Source organism: Phytobacter diazotrophicus (assembly GCF_052061655.1).
Classification (GTDB): Bacteria; Pseudomonadota; Gammaproteobacteria; order Enterobacterales; family Enterobacteriaceae; genus Phytobacter; species Phytobacter diazotrophicus.
Genome location: NZ_CM125428.1, coordinates 1,492,559 through 1,516,329, shown reverse-complemented (window position 1 = coordinate 1,516,329; position 23,771 = coordinate 1,492,559). Strand labels below are relative to the sequence as shown.

General features: G+C 53.9%; 19 protein-coding genes. 6 read left to right on the top strand and 13 right to left on the bottom strand.

Annotated elements, in window-relative coordinates:
- Window positions 1–61 precede the first annotated feature (61 nt).
- The 8 genes from cysA to ACS0RQ_RS07395 all read right to left on the bottom strand — a co-directional run bounded on the left by cysA (window position 62) and on the right by ACS0RQ_RS07395 (window position 6,547).
- Complete coding sequence (gene cysA / locus ACS0RQ_RS07430; RefSeq protein WP_193794051.1) at window positions 62–1,156, bottom strand: sulfate/thiosulfate ABC transporter ATP-binding protein CysA; 1,095 nt, start codon at window positions 1,154–1,156, stop codon at window positions 62–64.
- The gene (gene cysW, locus ACS0RQ_RS07425; RefSeq protein ID WP_039079732.1) at window positions 1,146–2,021 is read right to left on the bottom strand and encodes a sulfate/thiosulfate ABC transporter permease CysW; all 876 of its coding nucleotides are present in this window, start codon (window positions 2,019–2,021) and stop codon (window positions 1,146–1,148) included. The genes cysA and cysW overlap by 11 nt, the downstream gene beginning before the upstream one ends.
- A complete protein-coding gene (gene cysT / locus ACS0RQ_RS07420; RefSeq protein WP_079496187.1) occupies window positions 2,021–2,854 on the bottom strand; it encodes a sulfate/thiosulfate ABC transporter permease CysT in 834 nt (277 codons plus the stop codon). Before cysT ends, cysW begins: the two co-directional genes overlap by 1 nt.
- The gene (locus ACS0RQ_RS07415; RefSeq protein ID WP_271849624.1) at window positions 2,854–3,870 is read right to left on the bottom strand and encodes a sulfate ABC transporter substrate-binding protein; all 1,017 of its coding nucleotides are present in this window, start codon (window positions 3,868–3,870) and stop codon (window positions 2,854–2,856) included. Before ACS0RQ_RS07415 ends, cysT begins: the two co-directional genes overlap by 1 nt.
- Window positions 3,871–4,055: 185 nt before the next feature.
- Window positions 4,056–4,955: a Dyp-type peroxidase gene (locus ACS0RQ_RS07410; protein WP_271849664.1), complete on the bottom strand. Its 900-nt coding sequence runs from the start codon at window positions 4,953–4,955 to the stop codon at window positions 4,056–4,058.
- Between the two features lie 92 nt (window positions 4,956–5,047).
- Window positions 5,048–5,623 (bottom strand): RpoE-regulated lipoprotein, encoded by a 576-nt coding sequence (locus ACS0RQ_RS07405; RefSeq protein WP_271849623.1) that lies wholly within the window; start codon window positions 5,621–5,623, stop codon window positions 5,048–5,050.
- Between the two features lie 62 nt (window positions 5,624–5,685).
- Entirely contained in the window at window positions 5,686–6,135 is a 450-nt protein-coding gene (locus ACS0RQ_RS07400; protein ID WP_271849622.1) for a DUF2919 domain-containing protein, read from the bottom strand.
- A complete protein-coding gene (locus ACS0RQ_RS07395) occupies window positions 6,122–6,547 on the bottom strand; it encodes a GNAT family acetyltransferase (protein WP_039079726.1) in 426 nt (141 codons plus the stop codon). Before ACS0RQ_RS07395 ends, ACS0RQ_RS07400 begins: the two co-directional genes overlap by 14 nt.
- Window positions 6,548–6,759: 212 nt before the next feature.
- On the opposite strand from ACS0RQ_RS07395, the gene amiA reads away from it, so the two are divergent.
- Complete coding sequence (amiA, locus tag ACS0RQ_RS07390) at window positions 6,760–7,632, top strand: N-acetylmuramoyl-L-alanine amidase AmiA (RefSeq protein WP_039079725.1); 873 nt, start codon at window positions 6,760–6,762, stop codon at window positions 7,630–7,632.
- A complete protein-coding gene (gene hemF, locus ACS0RQ_RS07385) occupies window positions 7,632–8,540 on the top strand; it encodes an oxygen-dependent coproporphyrinogen oxidase (protein WP_271849621.1) in 909 nt (302 codons plus the stop codon). Before amiA ends, hemF begins: the two co-directional genes overlap by 1 nt.
- Window positions 8,541–8,586: 46 nt before the next feature.
- Here hemF and maeB read toward each other — a convergent pair whose 3' ends face one another.
- On the bottom strand, window positions 8,587–10,866 hold the full coding sequence (maeB, locus tag ACS0RQ_RS07380) for an NADP-dependent oxaloacetate-decarboxylating malate dehydrogenase (RefSeq protein ID WP_071193722.1): 2,280 nt from the start codon (window positions 10,864–10,866) through the stop codon (window positions 8,587–8,589).
- A 282-nt stretch (window positions 10,867–11,148) separates the two neighbouring features.
- Between maeB and tal the strand changes: the two genes are divergently transcribed.
- Together tal and tkt are read left to right on the top strand one after the other, a co-directional pair.
- Window positions 11,149–12,099: a transaldolase gene (tal, locus tag ACS0RQ_RS07375; RefSeq protein WP_334632453.1), complete on the top strand. Its 951-nt coding sequence runs from the start codon at window positions 11,149–11,151 to the stop codon at window positions 12,097–12,099.
- A gap of 20 nt (window positions 12,100–12,119) precedes the next feature.
- Entirely contained in the window at window positions 12,120–14,108 is a 1,989-nt protein-coding gene (gene tkt, locus ACS0RQ_RS07370) for a transketolase (protein WP_271849619.1), read from the top strand.
- A gap of 93 nt (window positions 14,109–14,201) precedes the next feature.
- Here tkt and ACS0RQ_RS07365 read toward each other — a convergent pair whose 3' ends face one another.
- From ACS0RQ_RS07365 to aegA, 3 genes are all read right to left on the bottom strand, one after another.
- Window positions 14,202–15,245, bottom strand: a complete 1,044-nt coding sequence (locus ACS0RQ_RS07365; RefSeq protein WP_334632455.1) for a DUF1176 domain-containing protein — start codon at window positions 15,243–15,245, stop codon at window positions 14,202–14,204.
- Between the two features lie 125 nt (window positions 15,246–15,370).
- Complete coding sequence (nudK, locus tag ACS0RQ_RS07360; protein WP_071193725.1) at window positions 15,371–15,946, bottom strand: GDP-mannose pyrophosphatase NudK; 576 nt, start codon at window positions 15,944–15,946, stop codon at window positions 15,371–15,373.
- 69 nt (window positions 15,947–16,015) lie between these two features.
- Window positions 16,016–17,995, bottom strand: coding sequence for a formate-dependent uric acid utilization protein AegA (gene aegA / locus ACS0RQ_RS07355; RefSeq protein ID WP_334632456.1), 1,980 nt, complete (start codon window positions 17,993–17,995; stop codon window positions 16,016–16,018).
- 225 nt (window positions 17,996–18,220) lie between these two features.
- Between aegA and narQ the strand changes: the two genes are divergently transcribed.
- Window positions 18,221–19,921: a nitrate/nitrite two-component system sensor histidine kinase NarQ gene (narQ, locus tag ACS0RQ_RS07350; RefSeq protein ID WP_334632457.1), complete on the top strand. Its 1,701-nt coding sequence runs from the start codon at window positions 18,221–18,223 to the stop codon at window positions 19,919–19,921.
- Between the two features lie 211 nt (window positions 19,922–20,132).
- On the top strand, window positions 20,133–23,246 hold the full coding sequence (gene acrD, locus ACS0RQ_RS07345; protein WP_271849616.1) for a multidrug efflux RND transporter permease AcrD: 3,114 nt from the start codon (window positions 20,133–20,135) through the stop codon (window positions 23,244–23,246).
- Between the two features lie 103 nt (window positions 23,247–23,349).
- On the opposite strand, the gene ypfM is transcribed toward acrD, so the two are convergent.
- Window positions 23,350–23,409 (bottom strand): protein YpfM, encoded by a 60-nt coding sequence (gene ypfM, locus ACS0RQ_RS07340; RefSeq protein WP_100181659.1) that lies wholly within the window; start codon window positions 23,407–23,409, stop codon window positions 23,350–23,352.
- Window positions 23,410–23,771: the final 362 nt, after the last annotated feature.

Sequence of the window (23,771 nt, the reverse complement as noted above, 5' to 3'; positions counted from 1 at the left end):
TTACCGTGTAGGCCGGGTAAGCGCAGCGCCACCCGGCAACAATTTCTGATGCAATAACCTATCAGGCAGATTCTGCGAGAGCAAGCTCCTCGCGGTTTTCAATCCGCTCATTACCTGCGTAGAGGCGTGCCTTCTGTAAACCGACAAACAGGCGATCGCCGCGCTCTGGCGCGTCATTCCCGGTCAGTACCACGCTCAAGGGTTCGTTATGCCAGCCCAACGGCTGTACCACCAGTTGGGTGTAATGACCTTTAGGGGTAGCTTCGAGTACCTGTACCGGCAGTGGTGAATCCAGGCTGGTGCGGCGGCTGATGTCGACTTCCCACGGACGCAGGAACAGATCAACCTCACCCTGCTGCGACGGTGTATAACCCAGCGGCCAGCGGTGCGCCCCCACATGGAACTGCCCGCCGCTGATAGTGCCTTTCAAACGGTTAACTTCACCCATAAATTCCAGCACGAAACGGGTAGCGGGCTCGCGCCACACCTGATTAGGCGCATCTGCCTGTTCGATATTGCCCTGGCTCATCACCACCACGCGATCCGCGACTTCCATCGCCTCTTCCTGATCGTGAGTCACAAAGACGCTGGTAAATTTCAGCTCTTCGTGGAGCTGACGCAGCCAACGACGCAGTTCTTTACGCACCTGCGCATCCAGCGCGCCGAAAGGCTCATCAAGCAGCAGAATCTGTGGCTCTACCGCCAGCGCACGCGCTAACGCAACGCGCTGTTTCTGCCCGCCAGAAAGCTGGGCCGGAAAACGATCCGCCAGATGGGCCAACTGGACCATTTCCAGCAGACGGGTAACTTTCGCTTTAATGGTTGCGGAATCCGGGCGCTCGCGCTTCGGCAGTACGGTCAGACCGAACGCGATATTGTCGAACACGGTCATATGGCGGAAGAGTGCGTAATGCTGGAACACAAACCCCACTTTGCGCTCGCGCGCGTGAATGCGGCTGACATCGGTACCGTGAAAACGAATACGCCCGCTGGTCTGGTGTTCCAGACCCGCAATAATGCGCAGCAGCGTGGTTTTCCCGGAACCCGACGGCCCCAGCAGCGCGACCATTTGACCCGAAGGGATATCCAGAGAGATATCATTCAGCACCTGGGTGCGACCAAACGACTTCTTAATATTGGCAATCTCAATGCTCATGATTTCCCTCCTGCTGCGCGCGTTTTTCTTGATTGTTCAAACGCCATTGCAGCGCACTCTTTAAAAACAACGTCAAAATAGCCATCAATGTCAGCAGGGCGGCTGCGGTAAATGACCCCACCGCATTGTAATCCTGCTCGAGTAATTCAATTTGCAGCGGCAGCGTGAGCGTCTCGCCGCGGATCGATCCTGACACCACCGATACCGCGCCAAACTCACCAATAGCGCGCGCATTGGTCAGCACCACGCCATAGAGCAGCGCCCAGCGGATGTTTGGCAACGTTACACGCTTAAACATTTGCCAGCCTGATGCGCCTAGCAGAACCGCGGCTTCATCTTCCTGGCTGCCCTGACTCAGCATGACAGGCACCAGTTCGCGCACCACAAACGGACAGGTGACGAAGATAGTCACCAGGACCATACCCGGCCAGGCAAACATGATTTGCAGGTTATGAGCTTCAAGCCACGGCCCCAGCGGACCATTGGAGCCATAAAAAAGCAGATACACAAGACCTGCCACCACCGGTGAAACCGCGAATGGAATATCGAGCAGCGTAAGCAGCAACTGGCGCCCAGGAAAATCAAAGCGTGTCACCAGCCAGGCCAGTAACGTACCGAACACCAGGTTCACCGGAACCGAAATTAACGCAACCAGCACCGTGAGCCAGATGGCGTGCAGCATGTCTGGGTCGGCGAGATTTTGTAATACCGGGAGCAGCCCTTTGCTAAAGGCATGCACAAAAATGTAGACCATCGGCACCACGAGAATGAAGGCAGAGACCACCATCCCGGTGCCAATCAGAAACCATTTCCCCCAGTTGATGCGGGGGCTGTCATAGCGTTTCAATTCAGTAACTTCCGCCATTAGTGACCTACCACACGTCGACCAAAACGACTTTGCAGCGTATTGATGGAAAACAGCAACAGCAGCGAGGCCGCCAGAATCACAGACGCAATCGCACTGGCCGCCGGGTAATCAAACTCCTGCAGGCGCACAAAAATCATCAGCGAGGTCACTTCGGTTTTCCACGCAATGTTCCCGGCGATAAAAATCACCGCGCCAAATTCACCAAGGCTACGGGTAAAAGAGAGCGCCACGCCCGCTAACAGCGCAGGGGAAAGCTCCGGCAACACGACCTTGCTAAAACTCTGCCAACGGGTTGCGCCGAGCGTTTCAGCCGCCTCTTCGTACTCCGGACCCAGCTCTTCCAGAACGGGCTGGACGGTACGCACCACAAAAGGGATGCTGGTGAAAGACATCGCCACCGCGATACCGAGCCAGGTATAGGTCACTTTGATATCGAACTTCGCCAGCCACTCGCCGTAAAAGCCATTGACTGAAAACAGCGAAGCCAGCGTCAGGCCCGCAACGGCCGTGGGCAACGCGAACGGTAAGTCCATCAGCGCATCCAGCAGCGTGCGTCCCGGAAAGCGGTAACGGGTCAAGATCCATGCCATCAGCAAGCCAAACACGCCGTTAAAAAGCGATGCCACGAATGCCGACAGGAGCGTCACTTTGTAGGCGGCCACCACCTGCGGATTAGTGACGACCTCCCAGTACTGCGACCAGCTCATTTGCGCCAGTTGCATCACCAGCGCGCTTAAGGGCAACAGCAAAATCAGACAGACGAACAGCAGGCTGGTCCCGAGACTTAAGGTAAAACCGGGCAGCACACGTCTGGAGGAAACTGCAAACATTACTTACGCCCCGCCGCCAACAGTTTGTCTAACTCACCGCCGCTGGCGAAATGTGTTTTCATCACATCAGGCCAACTGCCAAATTTGTCTTCCACGCGGAATAACTCAGTCTGCGGAAATTTATCTTTAAGTTTGTCCATCACTTGCGGGTTATTCACGCGGTAGTAGAAGTCAGTGATAATGGTCTGTGCCTGCGGACTGTAAAGATAATTGAGATAGGCTTTCGCGGCCTTCTCAGTACCATTCGCTTCGACGTTTTTGTCGACCCATGCCACCGGGAATTCCGCCAGAATGTTGGTCTTCGGAATCACCACCTCAAAGCCCTGACCTTCATATTGCTTACGAATGTTGTTCACTTCCGATTCAAAGCTTATCAGCACATCACCCAGGCCACGTTCGGCAAAGGTGGTGGTCGCGCCACGGCCACCGGTGTCAAACACTTCGACGTTTTTCAGAAACTGGGTCATGAACTGTTCAGTTTTGGCTTTATCGCCGCCGTCCGCCTTGTCCGCCGCACCCCAGGCGCCTAAATAGGTATAGCGGGCGTTACCGGACGTTTTCGGGTTCGGGAAAATCAGCTTCACATCCGGACGCACCAGATCGCTCCAGTCGTGGATGTTTTTCGGGTTGCCCTTGCGCACCAGGAAACCCATGGTGGAGTAAAACGGTGAGCTGTTGTTCGGCAAACGGCTCTGCCAGTCCGCTGGGATCAGGTTGCCTTTATCATGCAGGATCTGCACGTCAGTTACCTGGTTGTAGGTGACAACGTCGGCTTTCAGGCCCTGTAAAATCGCCAGCGCCTGCTTAGAGGAGCCCGCGTGAGATTGTTTAATCGTCAGCGTGTCGCCCGCGTTATCCTTCGCCCATTGCTGTTCAAACGGGGTATTGAGGGCGGCAAACAGCTCGCGAGAGACATCATAGGAACTGTTTAACAACTCCGTTGCCTGCGCCTGGGAGACCAGTAAGGTCATCGCTGCCAGCGTCAGATATCCTTTTTTCAGTAAGTTAACGGCCATTGCGCACCCTTATAAGATGATGACGATACAAGCATCAGTTTATTTATAACGCGTGTGAAACCAGTAACGGTTTTATATACCGTTTGGTGCTTTGGAAGTTGAAAAGGGAATAAGCAATGCGGGGTAGATTGCCCTCCCCCCACGCTACCCGCATTCCGGTGAGCAACAAAGGGAGGGTGAAGAAATTATAACGACAGCAAACGTTCTACAGAAGGGGCGAAGTAGTAGCCGCCGGTGACCGGTTTGGTGAAGCGCAACATCGCATCACGTTTACCGTCAGCATCGCCAAACATACTCAGTAACTGCTGCTCAATGTTATATAAGCGCGCGCAATAGGCACAGAAATAGAGGCCATGCGTTCCGCTGGCAGTGCCGTATGGCAGGCTCTGACGTACAATTTTCAAACTCTTGCCGTCTTCTTTTAAATCGACGCGGGTCAGATGCGAAGTGACCGGACGATCGTCGCCATCAATCTCTTCGTTCTCCTCTTTGGTGCGGCCAATCATCATCTCCTGATCGCCCACGCTCATGCGATTAAGCTGTTTGAGGTTGTGTTCCCAGCGCTGTACCAGCACATAGCTGCCGCCTGCATCCACACCGTCTTTGATGACGGCGACATCGCGACGAATTTCATCACCGGCCGGGTTTTCAGTCCCGTCAACGAAGCCACTCAGATCGCGGTCTTCAACCCAGCGGAAACCGTGAGTCTCTTCTTTCACGTCAAGAGCGTCGCCAAACGCGGCCAGCGCCGCCTGCGCGACGGAGAAATTGACGTCGTGACGCACAGAGAGGATATGGATAAGCACGTCGAACTGTGTGGCAGGCGCCAGACCTTTACCCAGCGGTGTAAAATTCTTCAGCTCTTGCGCGCCTTCGCCGCCGCTCAGCTCACGCCAGGTATCATGCCCAAAGGCAACAACCGCGCCGAGGGCCGCATCGGGGAATTTCGCCTGCAGGGTCGCCAGTTTGTCGATAAACACCCGGCAGCCTTCACGCAGAGCGTTTTTGTCACCCACTACATTCGCTTCAATCCAAATCGCCGCACGGCAATGTTCTGGCAATATGCCGCTCTGAACCTGAGACATCATTCCTCCTGAAAAAAAGATGCCACGCAACCGTGGCATTGATGGGCGTATTGTACCCGTTTTTTGTTCAAGACGCGGCGCGTAGGATCAAATTAGCGGCGCCAGATAATTTTGTGCAATGTCCAGGTCTTGAGCGCATCGTCAGACGGCATTAACCCTTCTGGCCCATTCCAGTTGCCGGTGAAGACATAGCTAATATGCGCACTGCCCGGAGCCTTACATTCAACGCCTTTAGCATCGTCACCCGTTGCAGCAACACAGTTACCAAATGCTTTATCGTAAAGCCCACTAAACGCGGTGCCGGTTTTAACCCCATTAGCCGTTTCAATGCTGCTGTCGAGGACATCCACCTGGCTTACGGTACCGTTCTCGCCGTTCACCACCAGCGCCACTTTGTCATCTTTCAATGCTTCAAAGTAACGGACGATTTTGCCTTTCTCGGTTTTCATCCCGCTGCGCAGGTGATAATTGCCGTTCAGCGCATCATTGATCGCTTTTTCATCAAGCGCAGTCGTCGCTGCGATCCCCCCGACCCCCTGTTCACTCACCTCGATGGATGAGCCAAACCAGTTCCAGGGCAAGGCTGCAGACCAGTTGACCGAAGAGAGCGTTGAACAACCGGACAGTGCCAGTGCCAGCGCGCAGACGCTTATACGCAGGGATTTCATCTTTACATCCTTTCTTGTTAACTTGACGGCTATTGGAGTGCCGGAACCGTAAAAAGTGCCCGTTAATGATGATCAGGGTGAAAACAGGTCTGACAGCGCGGATTACTCAGCAGCCACACCAGCGCTATGATATCAGCCACGACAAGCCCCAGCCCCACGCCAGTGATAGCCTCTCCGCACAGCCATAGCAACGGCTGCCAGAATAATAACGTGGCCTGCGCGAGAATCAGCAACAGGCGCATCAGACGCCACAGACGCGGCAAGAGGTGCCTGCGGCCACTCAGTAAAAACGTGAAAACGGCCGGGACACCGGGCAACAGGCCCAGCCAGAAAGTATCATGATCGGGATAAAACAAGGTCAACAGCGCATCGCCCTGCCCCCGCGACGCTGCGGCAATCACAAATAAAACCCAGGTTCGCGCCTGTAATAACAACACACACCAGAATAAAAACGGCAGCCGCAAACGGCCATGGCTGTCAAAATCAGCAGGCGTTAACTCAATATTCTTCATCTTCTATCAGGCGTTTACCTAAACTCAGCGAGTCTGAATGCTCATAGCCCAGGCGTTCATACATTCCCAAAACCACGTCATTGTCTTCACGTACCATGATGTTGATTTTGGGACAGCCGCGAGCAATCAGCTTTTTCTCCAGGCGGCTTAATAACGCGTTGGCAATACCACGACCACGAAATTCCGGATGAACCCCCAGGTAGTAGGCTGAACCACGGTGTCCGTCATAGCCCCCCATCACGGTGCCGACGACTTCACCGTTGACCTCGGCGACCAGGAACAGGCTGACGTCGTGATTGATCTTACGTTCGATGTCCATTTCCGGGTCGTTCCACGGGCGCAGCAGTTCGCAGCGCTCCCACAGGGTGATCACTTCTTCGAAGTCTTCCTGGCGAAAAACACGTATTTCCATGGTGTTACCTGCCCTTTTTTACGGTCAAAGAGAGATTATCGCGCGACCAGCCGCCGTAGCCAATATGCGGCGAAATCGCAGCAGGAAAATGGCATAATGTCACTCTGTCACGTATTGAAATGAAAAGTAAAACATTTCTTAGTAAGGACTGTCGTAACGGCAAACCCAATACGATATAACTCCAGGGACTACGGATAAAAAGAACAGGCTGTATGAGCACTTTCAAACCCTTAAAAATATTCACCTCGCGTCGTCAGGTTCTGAAAGCCGGCCTTGCCGCTTTAACGCTCTCAGGCATGTCGCGGGCCATCGCAAAAGACGATTCATCCCTTAAAACCAGCAATGGGCATAGCCAGCCGAAAGCAAAGAAAGCCGGTTCGCGGCGTATCGTGATGCTGGATCCAGGCCACGGCGGCATTGATACCGGCGCAATAGGCGGCAACGGTTCGAAAGAGAAACATGTTGTGCTGGCGATTGCCAAAATCGTCCGCACCATTCTGCGTAACCGGGGCATTGACGCGCGCTTAACGCGCACCGGCGATACCTTTATCCCGCTTTACGACCGCGTGGAGATTGCCCATCAGCACGGTGCCGATCTGTTTATGTCCATTCATGCTGACGGTTTTACCAATCCCAGCGCGGCAGGGGCATCGGTCTTTGCGTTGTCTAACCGTGGAGCCAGTAGCGCCATGGCGAAATACCTCTCCGATCGCGAGAACGCCGCCGATGATCTCGCGGGCAAGAAAGCGAAAGATAAAGATCATTTGCTACAGCAGGTGCTGTTTGATCTCGTTCAAACCGATACCATCAAAAATAGCCTGACGCTCGGCTCACATATTCTGCGCCAGATTAAACCGGTGCACCGCCTGCACAGCCGGAACACGGAACAAGCGGCGTTCGTGGTGCTGAAATCGCCGTCCATCCCTTCGGTACTGGTGGAAACGTCGTTTATCACCAACCCGCAGGAAGAGAAGCTGCTTGGCACCACCGCATTTCGCCAAAAGATAGCCAACGCGATTGCTGACGGTATTATCAGTTACTTTAACTGGTTCGATAATCACAAAGCCCATTCGAAGAAACGCTGATGACCATACCGGATACCCACGATGTAAAATCCTTTCTGCTGTCACTGCAGGACGACATTTGCCAACAGCTTTCCGCGCTGGATGGCACCGCGTTCGTTGAAGATAACTGGCAGCGCGATGCCGGCGGCGGTGGCCGTAGCCGGGTCTTGCGTGATGGCGCGATTTTCGAGCAGGCGGGGGTTAACTTTTCTCATGTCACCGGCAGCGCTATGCCCGCTTCGGCAACAGCGCATCGCCCTGAGCTGGCCGGGCGCAGTTTCGAAGCCATGGGGGTTTCACTGGTGGTGCATCCGCGCAACCCGTATGTGCCAACCAGCCATGCCAATGTGCGCTTTTTTATTGCTGAAAAACCCGGCGCCGACCCGGTCTGGTGGTTTGGCGGCGGCTTTGATATGACGCCATTCTACGGTTTTGAGGAAGATGCCATTCACTGGCACCAGACGGCGCATGACCTGTGCCAGCCGTTCGGGGAAGAGGTCTATCCGCGTTATAAAAAGTGGTGCGATGACTATTTCTATCTTAAGCACCGGAACGAGCAGCGCGGGATTGGCGGGCTGTTTTTCGACGATTTGAACACACCTGATTTTGACACCAGCTTCGCTTTTATGCAGGCCGTGGGCAAAGGTTATACCGATGCCTTTCTGCCGATTGTCGAGCGGCGCAAGGGGATGCCATGGGGCGAGCGTGAGCGTGAGTTTCAGCTCTATCGTCGCGGACGTTATGTGGAATTTAATCTGGTGTGGGATCGCGGCACGCTGTTTGGCCTGCAAACTGGCGGGCGTACAGAGTCGATTTTAATGTCGATGCCGCCGCTGGTGCGTTGGGAATACAACTACCAGCCAGAAGAAGGCAGCCCGGAAGCTGCCTTAAGTACGTTTATAAAACCTCGGGACTGGATTACCGCGTAGCCCGGACAAAGCAGCCGCCGTATCCGGGACATCCCCGACAACCAGCTTACAGCGGCTGTGTCTGCGCCTCTACCACCGCAAGCGCCACCATGTTAACGATACGCCTTACGGAGGCGATAGGCGTCAGGACATGCACCGGCTTCGATACGCCCATGAGCACCGGCCCCACCGTCACCCCCTCGGAACTCGATACCCGTAGTAAGTTGTAACTAATACGGGCAGCCTCAACGTTTGGCATAATCAGGATATTCGCCGAGCCTTTCAGCGGACTGTCCGGCATACGTTCATGGCGGATACTCTCCACCAGCGCGGCGTCCCCGTGCATCTCACCGTCAATCATCAGCTCGGGTGCACGCTCGCGCACCAGCTCCAGCGTTTCACGCATTTTCAGCGCAGCCAGCGATTTCGAGGAACCAAACTGCGAATGGGATAACAGCGCCACTCTCGGCTCGATACCAAAACGGCGCACAGTTTCTGCCGCCAGCAAGGTAATCTCCGCCAGTTGTTCAGCGCTGGGGTTCTCATTCACATAGGTATCGGCGATAAAGGTGTTCCCGCTGGGCAGCAACAGCGCGTTCATCGCCCCGGCCGCATGCACGCCTTCGCGGTAGCCGAAGATCTCCTGCACAACGCTAAAGTGTTCATGATAATCACCGATGGTGCCGCAGATCATCGCATCCGCTTCACCGCGGTGAACCATGATCGCGCCAATCACCGTGGTATCGCTGATCACCGCACGCTGCGCCTGTTCCTGAGAGATACCGCGCCGTTTCATGATGCTGTAATACTCGGTCCAGTACTCTTTGAAGCGAGGATCCGATTCATTGTTGACGATCTCAAAGTCAACGTTGGGTCGAATTTGCAGCCCCAGTTTTTGGATACGCATTTCGATCACGCCCGGACGGCCCACCAGAATCGGCTTCGCCAGCCCCAGAGTGATCAGCTCCTGCGTCGCATGCAGCACGCGCGGCTCTTCCCCTTCGGTCAACACAACGCGTTTTGGCTCTTTACGTGCCTGCGAGAAGATAGGCTTCATAAACAGGTTTGTTTTGTAGACAAACTCGGTGAGCTTATCGACATAGGCGTCAAAATCAGCGATTGGACGGGTTGCGACGCCGGAATCCATCGCCGCTTTTGCCACCGCGGGGGCGATCTTCACAATCAAACGCGGATCGAACGGTTTCGGGATCAGATAATCCGGGCCAAAGCTCAGATCCTGATCGCCATAGGCGGAGGCCACCACCTCACTCTGCTCGGCATGCGCCAGCTCGGCAATCGCATGTACCGCCGCCAGCTTCATCTCTTCGTTAATCGCCGTCGCACCCACATCCAGCGCACCACGGAAGATAAACGGGAAGCAGAGTACGTTGTTGACCTGGTTAGGGTAATCGGAACGGCCAGTACAGATGATCGCATCCGGACGAACCTCTTTCGCCAGCGGCGGCAGAATTTCCGGTTCCGGGTTTGCCAGCGCCAGAATCAGCGGCTGACGCGCCATTTTTTTGACCATCTCCGGCGTCAGCACTTTCGGACCGGAACAGCCGAGGAAAATATCCGCGCCGTCAACCACATCTGCCAGCGTGCGTTTACCGTCATCCTCCACGGCATAAGCCGCTTTGGTTTCCGCCATGTTGGCTTCACGGCCTTTGTAGATAACCCCTTTGGAGTCACATACCACAATATTGTGTTTCTGCATGCCCAGCGCCACCAGCAGGTTCATACAGGCGATTGCCGCCGCCCCTGCCCCGGAGACCACCATGCGCACGTCAGAAAGATTTTTCTCTACCACGCGCAGGCCGTTCAGAATGGCTGCGGTACTGATGATGGCCGTCCCGTGCTGGTCATCATGAAAAACGGGAATGTTCATGCGTTCGCGCAGTTTTGCCTCAATATAGAAGCACTCTGGCGCCTTGATATCTTCCAGGTTGATGCCACCGAAGGTCGGCTCCAGCGCCGCCACCACATCGATCAGCTTGTCCGGATCATGCTCGTCGACTTCGATATCAAAAACATCAATGCCGGCGAATTTCTTAAACAGAACGCCCTTGCCTTCCATCACCGGCTTCCCGGCGAGGGCGCCAATGTTACCCAGCCCAAGCACGGCGGTACCGTTTGAGACGACGGCAACCAGGTTGCCACGCGCCGTATACTTGTAAGCTGCCAGCGGATCTTTCTCGATTTCAAGACACGGAGCCGCAACACCCGGCGAGTAAGCCAGCGCCAGATCGCGCTGTGTGGCCAGGGGCTTCGTTGGAGACACCTGAATTTTCCCAGGATGCGGGAACTCGTGGAAATCGAGGGCACTTTGTTTGAGTTGGTCGTCCATTTGCTGTTCCTTAACGCGTATCTTTCAGATAATTGAAGCGTGATAACCGTCCTGATGCGCCGCATAGTATGCCCCCAGCCACGCCCGCAAACTTTGAACACAACCAAACTCTGACCAACCCATAACAAAAATTGCTATCAATTCATAACACCAATGTTACAACCCGTTGAAAGCAAGACACTCCTCGTCTGCTATGCTTTTTTGTTATGCACAACACGATTCCGATAACAACACTCTCGAAATCATTCATATAACACCTTGCTTTTTAAGGAGTATTTTTCTATGAATTATTTAGACGGCATCAAACAGTTCACTACCGTGGTAGCCGATAGCGGCGATATTGAGTCCATTCGACATTATCAACCCGAAGATGCAACCACCAACCCCTCGCTACTACTGAAAGCAGCCGCGCTGGACCACTTTAAACACTTGATTGAAGACGCAATTGTCTATGGCAAAAGCCACGGCAAAACCCAGGAGCAGCAGGTAGCAGAAGCCTGCGACAAGCTGGCGGTAAATTTCGGTCAAGAAATTCTGAAAAGTATCCCCGGACGTGTTTCAACCGAAGTGGATGCCCGCCTCTCCTACGATAAAGAAAAAAGCGTCGCCAAAGCCCGCAAGCTGGTGCAGCTCTATGAGGAGTCAGGCATCGATAAATCACGCATCCTCATCAAACTGGCTTCAACCTGGGAAGGGATCCGCGCGGCGGAAATCCTCGAAAAAGAGGGGATCAAATGCAACCTGACGCTGTTATTCTCCTTCGCCCAGGCGCGTGCCTGTGCCGAAGCCGGGGTATTTTTAATCTCCCCATTTGTTGGACGTATCTACGACTGGTATCAGCAACGTAAACCCATGGACCCGTACGTGGTGGATGAAGACCCCGGCGTGAAATCCGTGCGGAATATCTATGATTATTTTAAACAGCATCGCTACGAGACCATCGTCATGGGCGCAAGCTTCCGTCGTACGGAACAGATCCTGGCGCTGGCAGGCTGCGACAGACTGACTATTTCGCCCGACCTGCTCAAAGCCCTGCACGGCGAGGAAGGCGTTGTTGAACGCAAACTGGTTCCGCCGTCACAAACCTTCCCGCGCCCTGAACCTCTGACCGAAGCGCAGTTCCGCTGGGAACACAACCAGGACGCAATGGCGGTGGAGAAACTGTCGGACGGTATCCGCCAGTTCGCCGTTGACCAGCGCAAACTCGAAGATCTGATCGCCGCCAAATTTTAACCCTTAGCAAGGAGAGAGTTATGTCTCGTAAAGAGCTCGCCAATGCGATTCGCGCCCTGAGTATGGATGCAGTGCAAAAAGCGAATTCCGGCCACCCTGGCGCACCGATGGGGATGGCGGATATTGCCGAAGTCCTGTGGAACGACTTCTTAAAACATAATCCGACAGACCCGACCTGGTACGATCGTGACCGTTTTATTCTGTCTAACGGCCACGCTTCCATGCTGCTCTATAGCCTGCTGCACTTAAGCGGTTATGACCTGTCGCTGGATGAGTTAAAAAACTTCCGCCAGCTACATTCGAAAACCCCGGGTCACCCGGAGATTGGCTATACGCCAGGTGTCGAAACCACTACCGGTCCGCTTGGGCAGGGGCTGGCGAACGCTGTCGGGCTGGCGATTGCCGAACGTACTCTCGCTGCACAGTTCAACCGCCCTGATCATGAGATTGTCGACCACTACACCTATGTGTTTATGGGCGATGGCTGTCTGATGGAGGGGATCTCGCATGAAGTCAGTTCGCTGGCAGGCACAGTGGGGCTCGGCAAACTGATCGGCTTTTACGATCACAACGGCATCTCAATTGATGGCGAAACTGAAGGCTGGTTTACCGACGATACGGCCAAACGTTTCGAGGCCTACCACTGGCATGTGGTACATGAAATCGACGGCCACGATCCCGAGGCGGTGAAAAAGGCCATTCTGGAAGCGCAAAGCGTTAAAGATAAACCGTCACTGATTATCTGTCGCACGGTCATTGGTTTCGGATCTCCCAATAAGGCCGGGAAAGAAGAGTCCCACGGTGCTGCGCTTGGGGAAGAGGAAGTCGCCTTAACCCGTCAGAAACTGGGCTGGAAATACCCTGCCTTTGAGATCCCAAAAGAGATCTATAAAGCATGGGATGCGCGTGAAAGCGGCGAGAAAGCGCAGCAGGCATGGAAGGAGAAATTTGCGGCCTATGAAAAGGCATACCCGGAACTGGCTGCGGAATTTAAACGTCGCCTGAGCGGTGGCCTGCCCGAAAACTGGGAACAAACCACCCAGGCGTATATTGAAAAACTGCAGGCGGAACCGGCAAAAATTGCCACCCGCAAAGCATCACAAAATGCCCTGAATACAATTGGTCCGGTTCTGCCGGAACTGCTCGGTGGTTCCGCCGACCTTGCCCCCAGTAACCTGACGATCTGGTCGGGCTCCCACTCATTAAAAGAAGATCCAGCCGGGAATTACATCCACTACGGCGTGCGTGAATTCGGGATGACCGCCATCGCCAATGGCATCGCCCATCACGGCGGCTTTGTGCCGTACACCGCCACCTTCCTGATGTTTGTGGAGTATGCGCGCAACGCGGCACGTATGGCGGCGCTGATGAAAGCCCGACAAATCATGGTCTATACCCATGACTCTATCGGTCTGGGGGAGGATGGCCCAACTCACCAGGCGGTGGAACAACTGGCCAGCCTGCGCCTGACACCGAATTTCAGTACCTGGCGCCCCTGCGATCAGGTCGAAGCTGCGGTTGGCTGGAAGCTGGCGGTGGAACGCCACACCGGCCCGACGGCCTTAATTCTGTCCCGACAAAACCTGGCGCAAATGGACAGGACACCGGAGCAGGTTAAAGCAATCGCCAAAGGCGGTTATATCCTCAAAGATGCCGATGGTAAGCCGGATATCATCCTGATTGCCACCGGCTCTGAGGTTGAAATCACGGTAAAAGCGGCAGAAAAACTGACTCAGGAGGGGCATAAAGTCCGCGTGGTATCGCTGCCTTCAACCGATATTTTTGATGCTCAGGATGAGCAATACCGCGAGTCGGTCCTGCCTTCAGATGTCAGCGCCCGCGTTGCCGTTGAAGCAGGTATTGCCGACTACTGGTACAAATATGTCGGGCTGAAAGGCGCGATTGTCGGCATGACTGGCTACGGCGAATCCGCGCCTGCGGATAAGCTCTTCCCGTACTTCGGCTTCACCGTCGAGAATATTGTCGAAAAGGCAAAGCGCCTGCTGTAAGCGCCCTGCCCGATTGCGCCGCCTGATACTCTCTCCCATGGGGCTGAGGGTATCAACACTAAAAACGCCAACGTTTGTTGGCGTTTTGCTTTTTTAACGCGTGATCCACAGGGTGGGCCAGGCATCTGGTCCATGCCAGTTATCACATTCAGGCTCTTCGGCGTAACGCGTCAGGCGAAAGCGCTGGCCATCAAAACGCCAGCGTGTCATTACGCCGCAATCGGCTAATCCACGACCTTTGGCAAGCGTCGTCAACTCGCGGGTTTTCTCATCAAACCGGGCGTTCATCAATTCCAGTTCGTTAGTGCCGCGCGAAGGGGTAAATGGCAAGTGTAAACGTAGCGGGCGTGAAGAGAACGGTTTTTCCCGCGAGACCATCCAGGCTAAATCTACCGTGTTGTACGCGCCTGCTTCGCAGTCAATAATCAGCAGGGCTTTATCATCCGTTAACGCCGTGACCCGGACCTCCCGGCGCATGGGGTCAAGCGAGCACTGGCTGTTATTCATCCGCCAGTTACCATAATCCAGTAAATCATTGAGTTCTTGCTGCGTTAACGGTGAGGGGCTGGAGTCAGTCAACGCGACTTCTTTAAGGGCCGGGGCCGGTGGTACACTCAGCGGTGGATCGTCCCCTTTTTTGATCCACGCCGTTTCGCTACCGACGCGTTTTTGCTGAGCATCAATAAACAGCAATGCCGCTTTTAGGCCAACCAGGGAAATCGTCCCCTTCCCGTCTTGCAAAGTGATCGCCTGGGCTTCCTGAATAGTTTGCAAAAAATCCGTAATGGTCTGTGCGTTATCGGTCATTAAATGCCAGGGAGCGATTTGCCAGCGTTGACCGACCAGCCCGAGCGGTTTGTCGTCCAGGCGCAGGCGTGGCGCTATGGGCGCCTCTTTTAAGGGGGGAAGTTCTTTGCCGCCCAGATCGATGCGCAAAGCGGCACTGGTCTGCGCCCCGGCACTGCGCCCCAGGGTCATGACAAGGCCATGGTGCTCACCCGTATTTCGTGCCACGCAGAAATTTTGATTATTACAGGTTACTTGCCAGTCGGAAAAAGCCTGCTGCGCGGGTGCAGCCCACAGGAAGGTCATCGGGCACACACCCAGAATGAAAGCAAGCAAAACGCGGTAACGCATGAATAAAACAGCCCCGGAAGAGAATCGCAACACACAACCCGCGTATCTTCGTGTTCCCGCGCCTGCCGCTCAATCGGATTTGTCGGATAGCTTTATCTAAAATTTATTTTTTAACCCTAGTAAAATCAATCCATTAGACCTGACGATTGCAAATATTGCAGTAAAATCACCGCCTTGCCGTCTCGTATCTCGCCGCTTTTCATCATCTCAAGGGCCTGCGCAAAAGGGAGTTCCAGCACTTCAATGTCTTCATCTTCGACACCGCCGCCATTATTCGTCCGGATGCTGTCGTCATAGCGGGCGATAAAGAAATGGACGATTTCGGTGACGCCACCGGGGGACATATAAAGCTCGAATACCTTACGAACCTCACTCACTGCATATCCCGTCTCTTCAACGGCCTCTTTGCGAATGCACACTTCCGGTTCATCGTCGTCCAGCAGGCCGGCGCAGGTTTCAATCAGGCGACCGTCTTCGTTACCGTTAACCCAGGTCGCGACGCGGAACTGGCGAATCAGAACCACGCTCTTTTTATCCGGGTTATACAGCAGAATAGTGGCGCCATTTCCCCTGTCATAAACCTCGCGTTTATGGCGAATCACATCACCATTTTTGCGGGTCAAATCGTAGGTAATATTGCGAAGAATGAAATAGTTATCTGAAAGGACTTTATCTTTAATGACTTCTATGTTGAACGACATACTGACTCCACAACGTAATACAGTCACTCTCATATTACGCTGCGAAGTCTGTTTTGTCGCGACGGGTAATCAGTGGCTTTTCGGCGCTGTAACGCCCAGCCAGTCCATCATCCCCTGTGCAGCATGACGACCTTCCGCCATGGCTGTCACCACCAAATCTGCACCGCGAACCGCATCGCCACCGGCGAAGATTTTCGGGTTGCTGGTCTGGTAACGGTATGCGCTGTTGACGTTCGCCGCGATACGGCCCCAGTCATCAACCTCCACGCCGTGCGTTTCCAGCCACGGCATGGAGTGCGGATTGAAACCAAAAGCCATGATGACGGCATCTGCTGGCATCACAAACTCGCTGCCCTCTATCGGCACCGGACGGCGACGCCCTTTCGCATCCGCTTCACCCAACTGCGTGCGCAGCAGGCGAACCCCCGTGACACTGCCCGATTCATCCAGCTCCAGGTTGACCGGCTGGACGTTAAACTCGAATTCAGCCCCCTCTTCCTTCGCGTTTTTTACCTCTTTTTTCGAACCCGGCATATTGGCCTCATCGCGACGATAGGCGCAGGTCACTTTGCTGGCCCCGTGACGCAGCGATGTCCGTACACAGTCCATCGCCGTATCACCACCACCCAGCACCACCACATTCAACCCGGCGGTGTTGATAAAGGGTTCTTCCGGCGAATCCGGTAGCCCCATCAGTTGTTTGGTGTTGGCGATGAGGAACGGCAGCGCGTCATAAACACCAGGCGCATCTTCATTCGGTAAATTCGCTTTCATCGACCGGTACGTACCGACGCCGACAAACACGGCATCGTACTCTTCAAGCAATGTGTCCAGGGTAATATCCCGGCCAATTTCGCAATTCAGTTCGAAGCGAATGCCCATCGCGCTGAAAATTTCCCGGCGGCGCGCAAGCAGTGATTTATCCAGTTTGAAGGCCGGAATACCGAAGGTCAGCAGGCCGCCGATTTCGGGGTGACGATCAAACACAGTGGTACTCACGCCGTTGCGCGCCAGCACGTCGGCGCATGCCAGACCGGCAGGCCCCGCGCCAATGATCGCAATGCGTTTATCTACCGCTGTCACATGCTTAAGGTCAGGTCGCCACCCTTTTGCCAGCGCCTGGTCGGAAATGTAACGCTCAATATTGCCGATAGTGACCGAGCCGTAATCGTCGCGAACGGTACACGCCCCCTCGCACAGACGATCCTGCGGACAGACGCGCCCGGTGATTTCCGGTAAGCAGTTCGTCTGATGCGATAACTCAACGGCTGCGGTGATATCCCCGGCTTTTACACGTTCAATCCACTGGGGAATATGGTTGTGCAGCGGGCAGGTCCACTCACAGACGCTGTGCTCACCGCATTTCAGGCAACGCTCCGCTTCCCGCTGAGCCTGATCGGCGCGGAACGGCAGATAGATTTCAGCAAAGCCGGTTTTGCGGGCCGCCAGCGCCAGCTTATCGGGCTCTCCACGCGGCGACGTTTTGAGCATCTGTTTGACCTTGCGATCGTTAAATGCCGGGACCAACGCCGCCATACTGTGCCACGGTTGAGCTTCCTGGCTGGCCGCACGTAAACGGCGCGCCTTCGCCAGGTCTGCCAGATCATCACGGCTCACGACCTGAATAGCGTCTGCCGGGCAGTTTTGCGCACAGGCGGGGCCTTCAGCGCGATCGACACAGAGATCACATTTGTGTGCCGTGGCTTTTACCATGCCATTGCCGACCGGCGTGACAAGGATCTGCATGGTGCCGAAGGGGCACGCCACCGCACAGGATTTACAACCGATGCATTTATCCTGGTTAACTTGCACCGAATCATTTACACGACTAATTGCGCCGTTCGGACAACTGCGGGCACAAGGGGCGGCTTCACAATGGTGACATGTTACCGCGCTGCGCTGGCGTTTATTCTTTACGACCGTAATTCGGGGATGAAAATGTTCGTGACTTAAAACGTGTTGTTCCTGGTTATGTGCCATTACGCAGGTCACTTCACAGGCGCGACACCCTATACATTGTTGGCTGTTAGCCATAATAAAACGATTCATGGCAATCTTCTTTTCTGGTTTAATAAACCTTATTTTTTATATGAACAATGTATTTACCTGGGCTATTCAGTGCAGGCAATGTACATTTGCCCAGAAGCGTTACTTAATTGTCACGCGCATGTTGCAGATCAATTTATCGTGGCATAAATAAAAATTAATCTCATTTGATGAGCCGTCCGGCGATGCCATTTCGTCCGCCACCCTTGGATAGCGGGAATTGCTGTTGTGACTGTAAAACGACCTGTTTCATCCAGCCTTGCCAGAGCCTTTTTTTATATCGTCTTGCTTTCGCTGCTCTCAACGGGCGCGGCGCTAATGACGCTTGCCAGCAGCTTGCGCGATGCGGAAGCCGTTAATATCGCCGGTTCTCTGCGTATGCAAAGCTATCGTCTGGGGTATGACCTGGAACGCGGCTCCGCAGAATTAAATGCACATCGCCAAATCTATCAGCAATCGCTGAACTCACCGGTTTTGCGCACGTTAAACCGCTGGTATGTGCCTGAAATTGTTGGGCAGCGCTATGCCCAGTTACAACAAAGCTGGCAGGAGATGGATGCCCGGCTAAGCACAGCCGACGCGGTCTGGTATCAGCATAATATTCAGCAATATGTCGATAACATCGACCAGTTTGTTCTGGCGCTGCAACACTATTCAGAACGGAAAATGTGGTTGGTGTTGGGTATCTCGCTCATCGGCGCGATGGGGATTTTCCTGCTGGTCTTTTTTACGCTACGGCGCATTCGCCAGCAGGTCGTCAAACCCCTTGCGCAACTGATGGTGGCCAGCCAGGAGATTCAGCAAGGACATTTTACCTATCCGTTACTCAATACCCATCTGGATAACGAATTGGGGCTGCTGGCGTCCACGTTTGACCGAATGTCTGGTGAATTGCACAAACTCTACCGCACACTCGAAGCCCAGGTCGCAGAGAAGACGCATGACCTGCAGGAAGCCCACCGTCGCCTCGAAGTGTTGTATCAATGTTCGCAAGCGCTCAACACCAGCCAGATCGACGTTATGTGTTTTCGTCACATTCTGCAGATAGTCTATGAGCACGAAGCGGCAAGCTATCTGGAGTTAACAATGGGCGATCACTGGTCCATTCATCACGGTGAGGCGCAGGAAGACCTTCCGGTTAACGTGTTACCCGTCAGCATGCAGGAGAGCGTTTTTGGCGAATTACGCTGGCAAAGCGTCAATGCCCAGGCTTCCACGCCATTACTGCAAAGCGTGGCCACGATTATGGGGCGCGGATTCTATTTTAATCAGGCGCAAAAACAGCACCAGCAACTGATTCTGATGGAAGAACGCGCCACCATCGCCATGGAACTTCATGATTCGCTGGCCCAGGTGCTTTCTTATCTGCGTATCCAACTGGCATTGCTCAAGCGAGCAGTGCCCGAGGACAACGCGCCCGCCCAGACCATCATCACCGATTTTTCCCGCGCCCTGAACGATGCCTGGCGTCAGTTGCGGGAATTACTGGCGACCTTCCGTCTGACGGTTTCCCAAAGCGATCTGCCTGCCGTTCTGAATGAAGCAATGGCGCTTCTCCAGCGCCAGACGACCGCGAAGCTCGAGCTGGATTGCCGACTGCCAACACTTATGCTGGATGCACAGCAGCAAGTAAATATCTTGCAGATAGTGCGCGAGGCGGTGATCAACGCAATTAAACATGCCGACGCCAGTACCATCACCGTCAGTTGCGTTACAGACCCGGACGATCACTATTCGGTTTATATTCGCGATAATGGAAAAGGCATCGGCACGACCGATGAACCTCGGGGACATTACGGATTGAATATTATGCGCGAACGAGCAAGCCGTCTTGGCGGTACGCTGAACTTTGCGCGCCCGCCCGGCGGTGGGACACTAGTCGAACTGCGTTTCCCGGCGCCACGCACGCTTAAAAGCCAGCAAACGTAAGGAAAAGAAAAGAATTTCTGAAACGGACGCAGCAAAACAGGGATAAAGGAGACACAGCATAATTGTGCCTTGAAAAAGCATGATAATTTACATTATCTCCTTTTTTTCTCCACGTTTGCTTTATCTGTTCCCGCTACATTGAGCACACATTCATTGATTTCAGCAATGTCAAAATAACAATGCGCAGCAAAACAACGAGGTCTTGTTTCTGATGGCGAATTTTTTTATTGATCGCCCCATTTTTGCGTGGGTACTGGCGATCCTGATCTGTTTAACCGGAACCCTTGCCATTATTTCTCTGCCAGTGGAGCAATACCCTAATCTGGCCCCACCTAATGTCCGTATTACCGCTAACTACCCAGGCGCATCTGCCCAGACGCTGGAAAATACCGTGACGCAGGTTATCGAGCAGAACATGACCGGCCTCGATAATCTGATGTACATGTCATCACAAAGCAGCAGCGCCGGGCAGGCCACGATTACACTCAGTTTCACCGCCGGTACGGACCCCGACGAGGCCGTGCAGCAGGTACAAAACCAGCTACAGTCTGCCCTGCGAAAACTCCCCCAGGCCGTTCAGAACCAGGGGGTAACGGTAAGAAAAACCGGTGACACAAACATCCTGACGCTGGCGTTTGTCTCTACCGACGGCTCGATGGATAAACAAGATATCGCCGACTATGTCGCCAGTAATATTCAGGATCCTATAAGCCGCGTGAATGGTGTTGGCGATATCGACGCCTACGGTTCGCAGTATTCTATGCGTATCTGGCTCGACCCGGCGAAGCTTAACAGCTACCAGATGACCACTGACGATGTGACCAGCGCGATTAAATCCCAAAACGCCCAGGTTGCCGTTGGTCAGCTCGGCGGATCACCTTCGGTAGACCGTCAGGCGCTGAACGCCTCGATTAACTCACAATCGCTACTCCAGACACCGCAGCAGTTTCGTAATATCACCCTGCGGGTTAATCAGGATGGTTCGGAAGTGCGCCTGGGCGATGTCGCCGAGGTTGAACTGGGTGCCGAGAAATATGACTTCCTGAGCCGCTTTAACGGTCTTGCCGCCTCAGGGCTTGGGATTAAGCTGGCCTCCGGTGCGAATGAGATGGCGACCTCGGAATTAGTGCTAAAACGCCTGGATGAGCTGTCGCAATATTTTCCGCATGGTCTGGAATATCGGGTCGCCTACGAGACAACGTCTTTCGTTAAAGAATCCATTATCGATGTGGTGAAAACGCTGCTGGAAGCTATCGCTCTGGTCTTCCTCGTGATGTATCTCTTTTTACAGAATTTCCGCGCAACGCTCATCCCGACGATTGCCGTGCCGGTGGTGTTGATGGGGACCTTCGCCGTTCTCTACGCCTTTGGCTATAGCATCAACACCCTCACCATGTTTGCGATGGTCCTCGCCATCGGCCTTTTGGTGGACGACGCGATTGTGGTGGTGGAAAACGTCGAACGAATCATGAGCGAGGAAGGCCTTTCGCCCAGAGAAGCGACGCGAAAATCGATGGCGCAAATTCAGGGTGCGCTGGTGGGTATCGCGATGGTGCTTTCGGCGGTATTTGTCCCGATGGCCTTTTTTGGTGGTACCACCGGGGCGATTTATCGTCAGTTCTCCATCACTATCGTTTCCGCTATGGTGTTATCCGTGCTGGTGGCGATGATCCTCACACCAGCCCTGTGCGCCACGCTGCTTAAACCTCTGCATAAAGGCGAGCACCACGGGGAAAAAGGTTTCTTCGGCGCGTTTAACCGCATGTTTAACCGCAACGCCGACCGTTACGAGCATGGCGTGGCGAAAATTCTGCACCGCAGCCTGCGCTGGATCCTGCTCTACGTTTTGTTGCTGGGCGGCATGGTGTTTTTATTCCTGCGCCTGCCAACGTCTTTTTTACCGCTTGAAGATCGCGGGATGTTTCTGGCATCGGTACAACTGCCAAGCGGCGCGACGCAGCAGCAGACGCTGAAAGTGGTGCAAAAGGTTGAAGATTACTTCTTCAAAAATGAGAAAAACAATGTCGCGTCCGTCTTCGCCACAGTTGGTTCCGGCCCCGGCGGGAACGGCCAGAACGTCGCACGTATGTTTGTGCGTCTGAAAGACTGGGGCGAACGCGATCCGAAAACCGGCAGTTCCTTTGCCATCATTGAGCGTGCCACCAAAGCGTTTCGCCAAATCAATGAAGCCCGCGTTATTGCCAGCAGTCCGCCGGCAATCAGTGGCCTGGGCAGCTCCGCCGGTTTCGATATGGAATTACAGGATCACGCGGGGGCCGGGCACGATGCGCTGATGGCGGCGCGCGACAAACTGATTCAAATGACCGACAACAATAAAATGCTGACGCGCGTGCGTCACAACGGCCTCGATGACAGCCCGCAATTACAGGTCGATATCGATCAGCGTAAAGCTCAGGCGCTGGGGGTCTCAATTGATGATATCAACGACACGCTGCAAACTGCGTGGGGTTCGAGTTATGTGAATGACTTTATGGATCGCGGCCGCGTGAAGAAAGTCTACGTTCAGTCAGCGGCAAAATACCGCATGCTGCCGAGCGACATTAATCTTTGGTATGTGCGTAACAGCAGCGGCGGCATGGTGCCCTTCTCCGCCTTTGCCACCTCGCACTGGGAAACCGGCTCCCCGCGTCTGGAACGTTATAACGGCTATGCGGCAGTAGAGATTGTCGGTGAAGCGGCACCGGGTATCAGTACCGGTACCGCCATGGATACCATGGAAAAACTGGTTAGCCAGATCCCCGGCGGTTTTGGTCTGGAGTGGACGGCCATGTCCTATCAGGAGCGCTTATCAGGCTCACAGGCACCGGCGCTTTATGCGATTTCTCTGCTGGTGGTATTCCTCTGCCTGGCCGCGCTGTATGAAAGCTGGTCAGTACCGTTCTCGGTGATGCTGGTCGTACCGCTCGGGGTGATTGGCGCGCTGCTCGCCACCTGGATGCGCGGACTGGAAAATGACGTCTACTTTCAGGTGGGTCTGCTGACGGTTATCGGGCTATCGGCGAAGAACGCCATCCTGATTGTCGAGTTCGCCAACGAAATGAACCAGAAGGGTCAGGATCTGCTGTCGGCCACACTGCACGCCTGCCGTCAGCGTCTGCGCCCGATTCTGATGACCTCTCTTGCCTTTGTCTTTGGCGTTTTGCCGATGGCAACCAGTACCGGCGCAGGCTCCGGTAGCCAACATGCGGTGGGTACCGGGGTAATGGGCGGGATGATTTCAGCAACCGTGCTGGCAATCTTTTTTGTTCCTCTGTTCTTTGTGCTGGTCAGACGGCGCTTCCCGCTGAAAGAACGTCAGGAATAATGAGCAAACAAAAAGGCGGCCTGTTAAGGTCGCCTTTTATTGCGTGATTAATTTCACACTTTTATCGTTTTAAGCAATCACTGCTTTTATGATTCTTCTGGAATTATTTACGAAGCATGCCTTCGATAAAGTCTTTCCAGTTCCCCAGTTCATGTTCAATCATAACTACCTCTCTTATTATTGTGCTTATTCTACGAGAATCCGACATCGCTGTGAAGATATTTCAACCAATTACTTTGATTGGTCTCTCATAGTATTTGCATTGACGAAATAACTATGCTCCAGAATTTGGCTATTTAATGTGAGCGATAGCAATATTCGGAAACATTTAGTTCAAACCCTGATGTACCCCGGCCTGTAGCGTCATCAAGGTGTAGTCAGAACGTATCTTTGAAGTAGCTAATAAGATGATTTTTTGCCATCAGGTGAAATTTTTGTTTATTTAACAAGCTGGGCAGGCTCGTAAATGACATCATTTTCACATTATTCATTATCACCCTTAGTATTTCTTTAAACTCGTACATA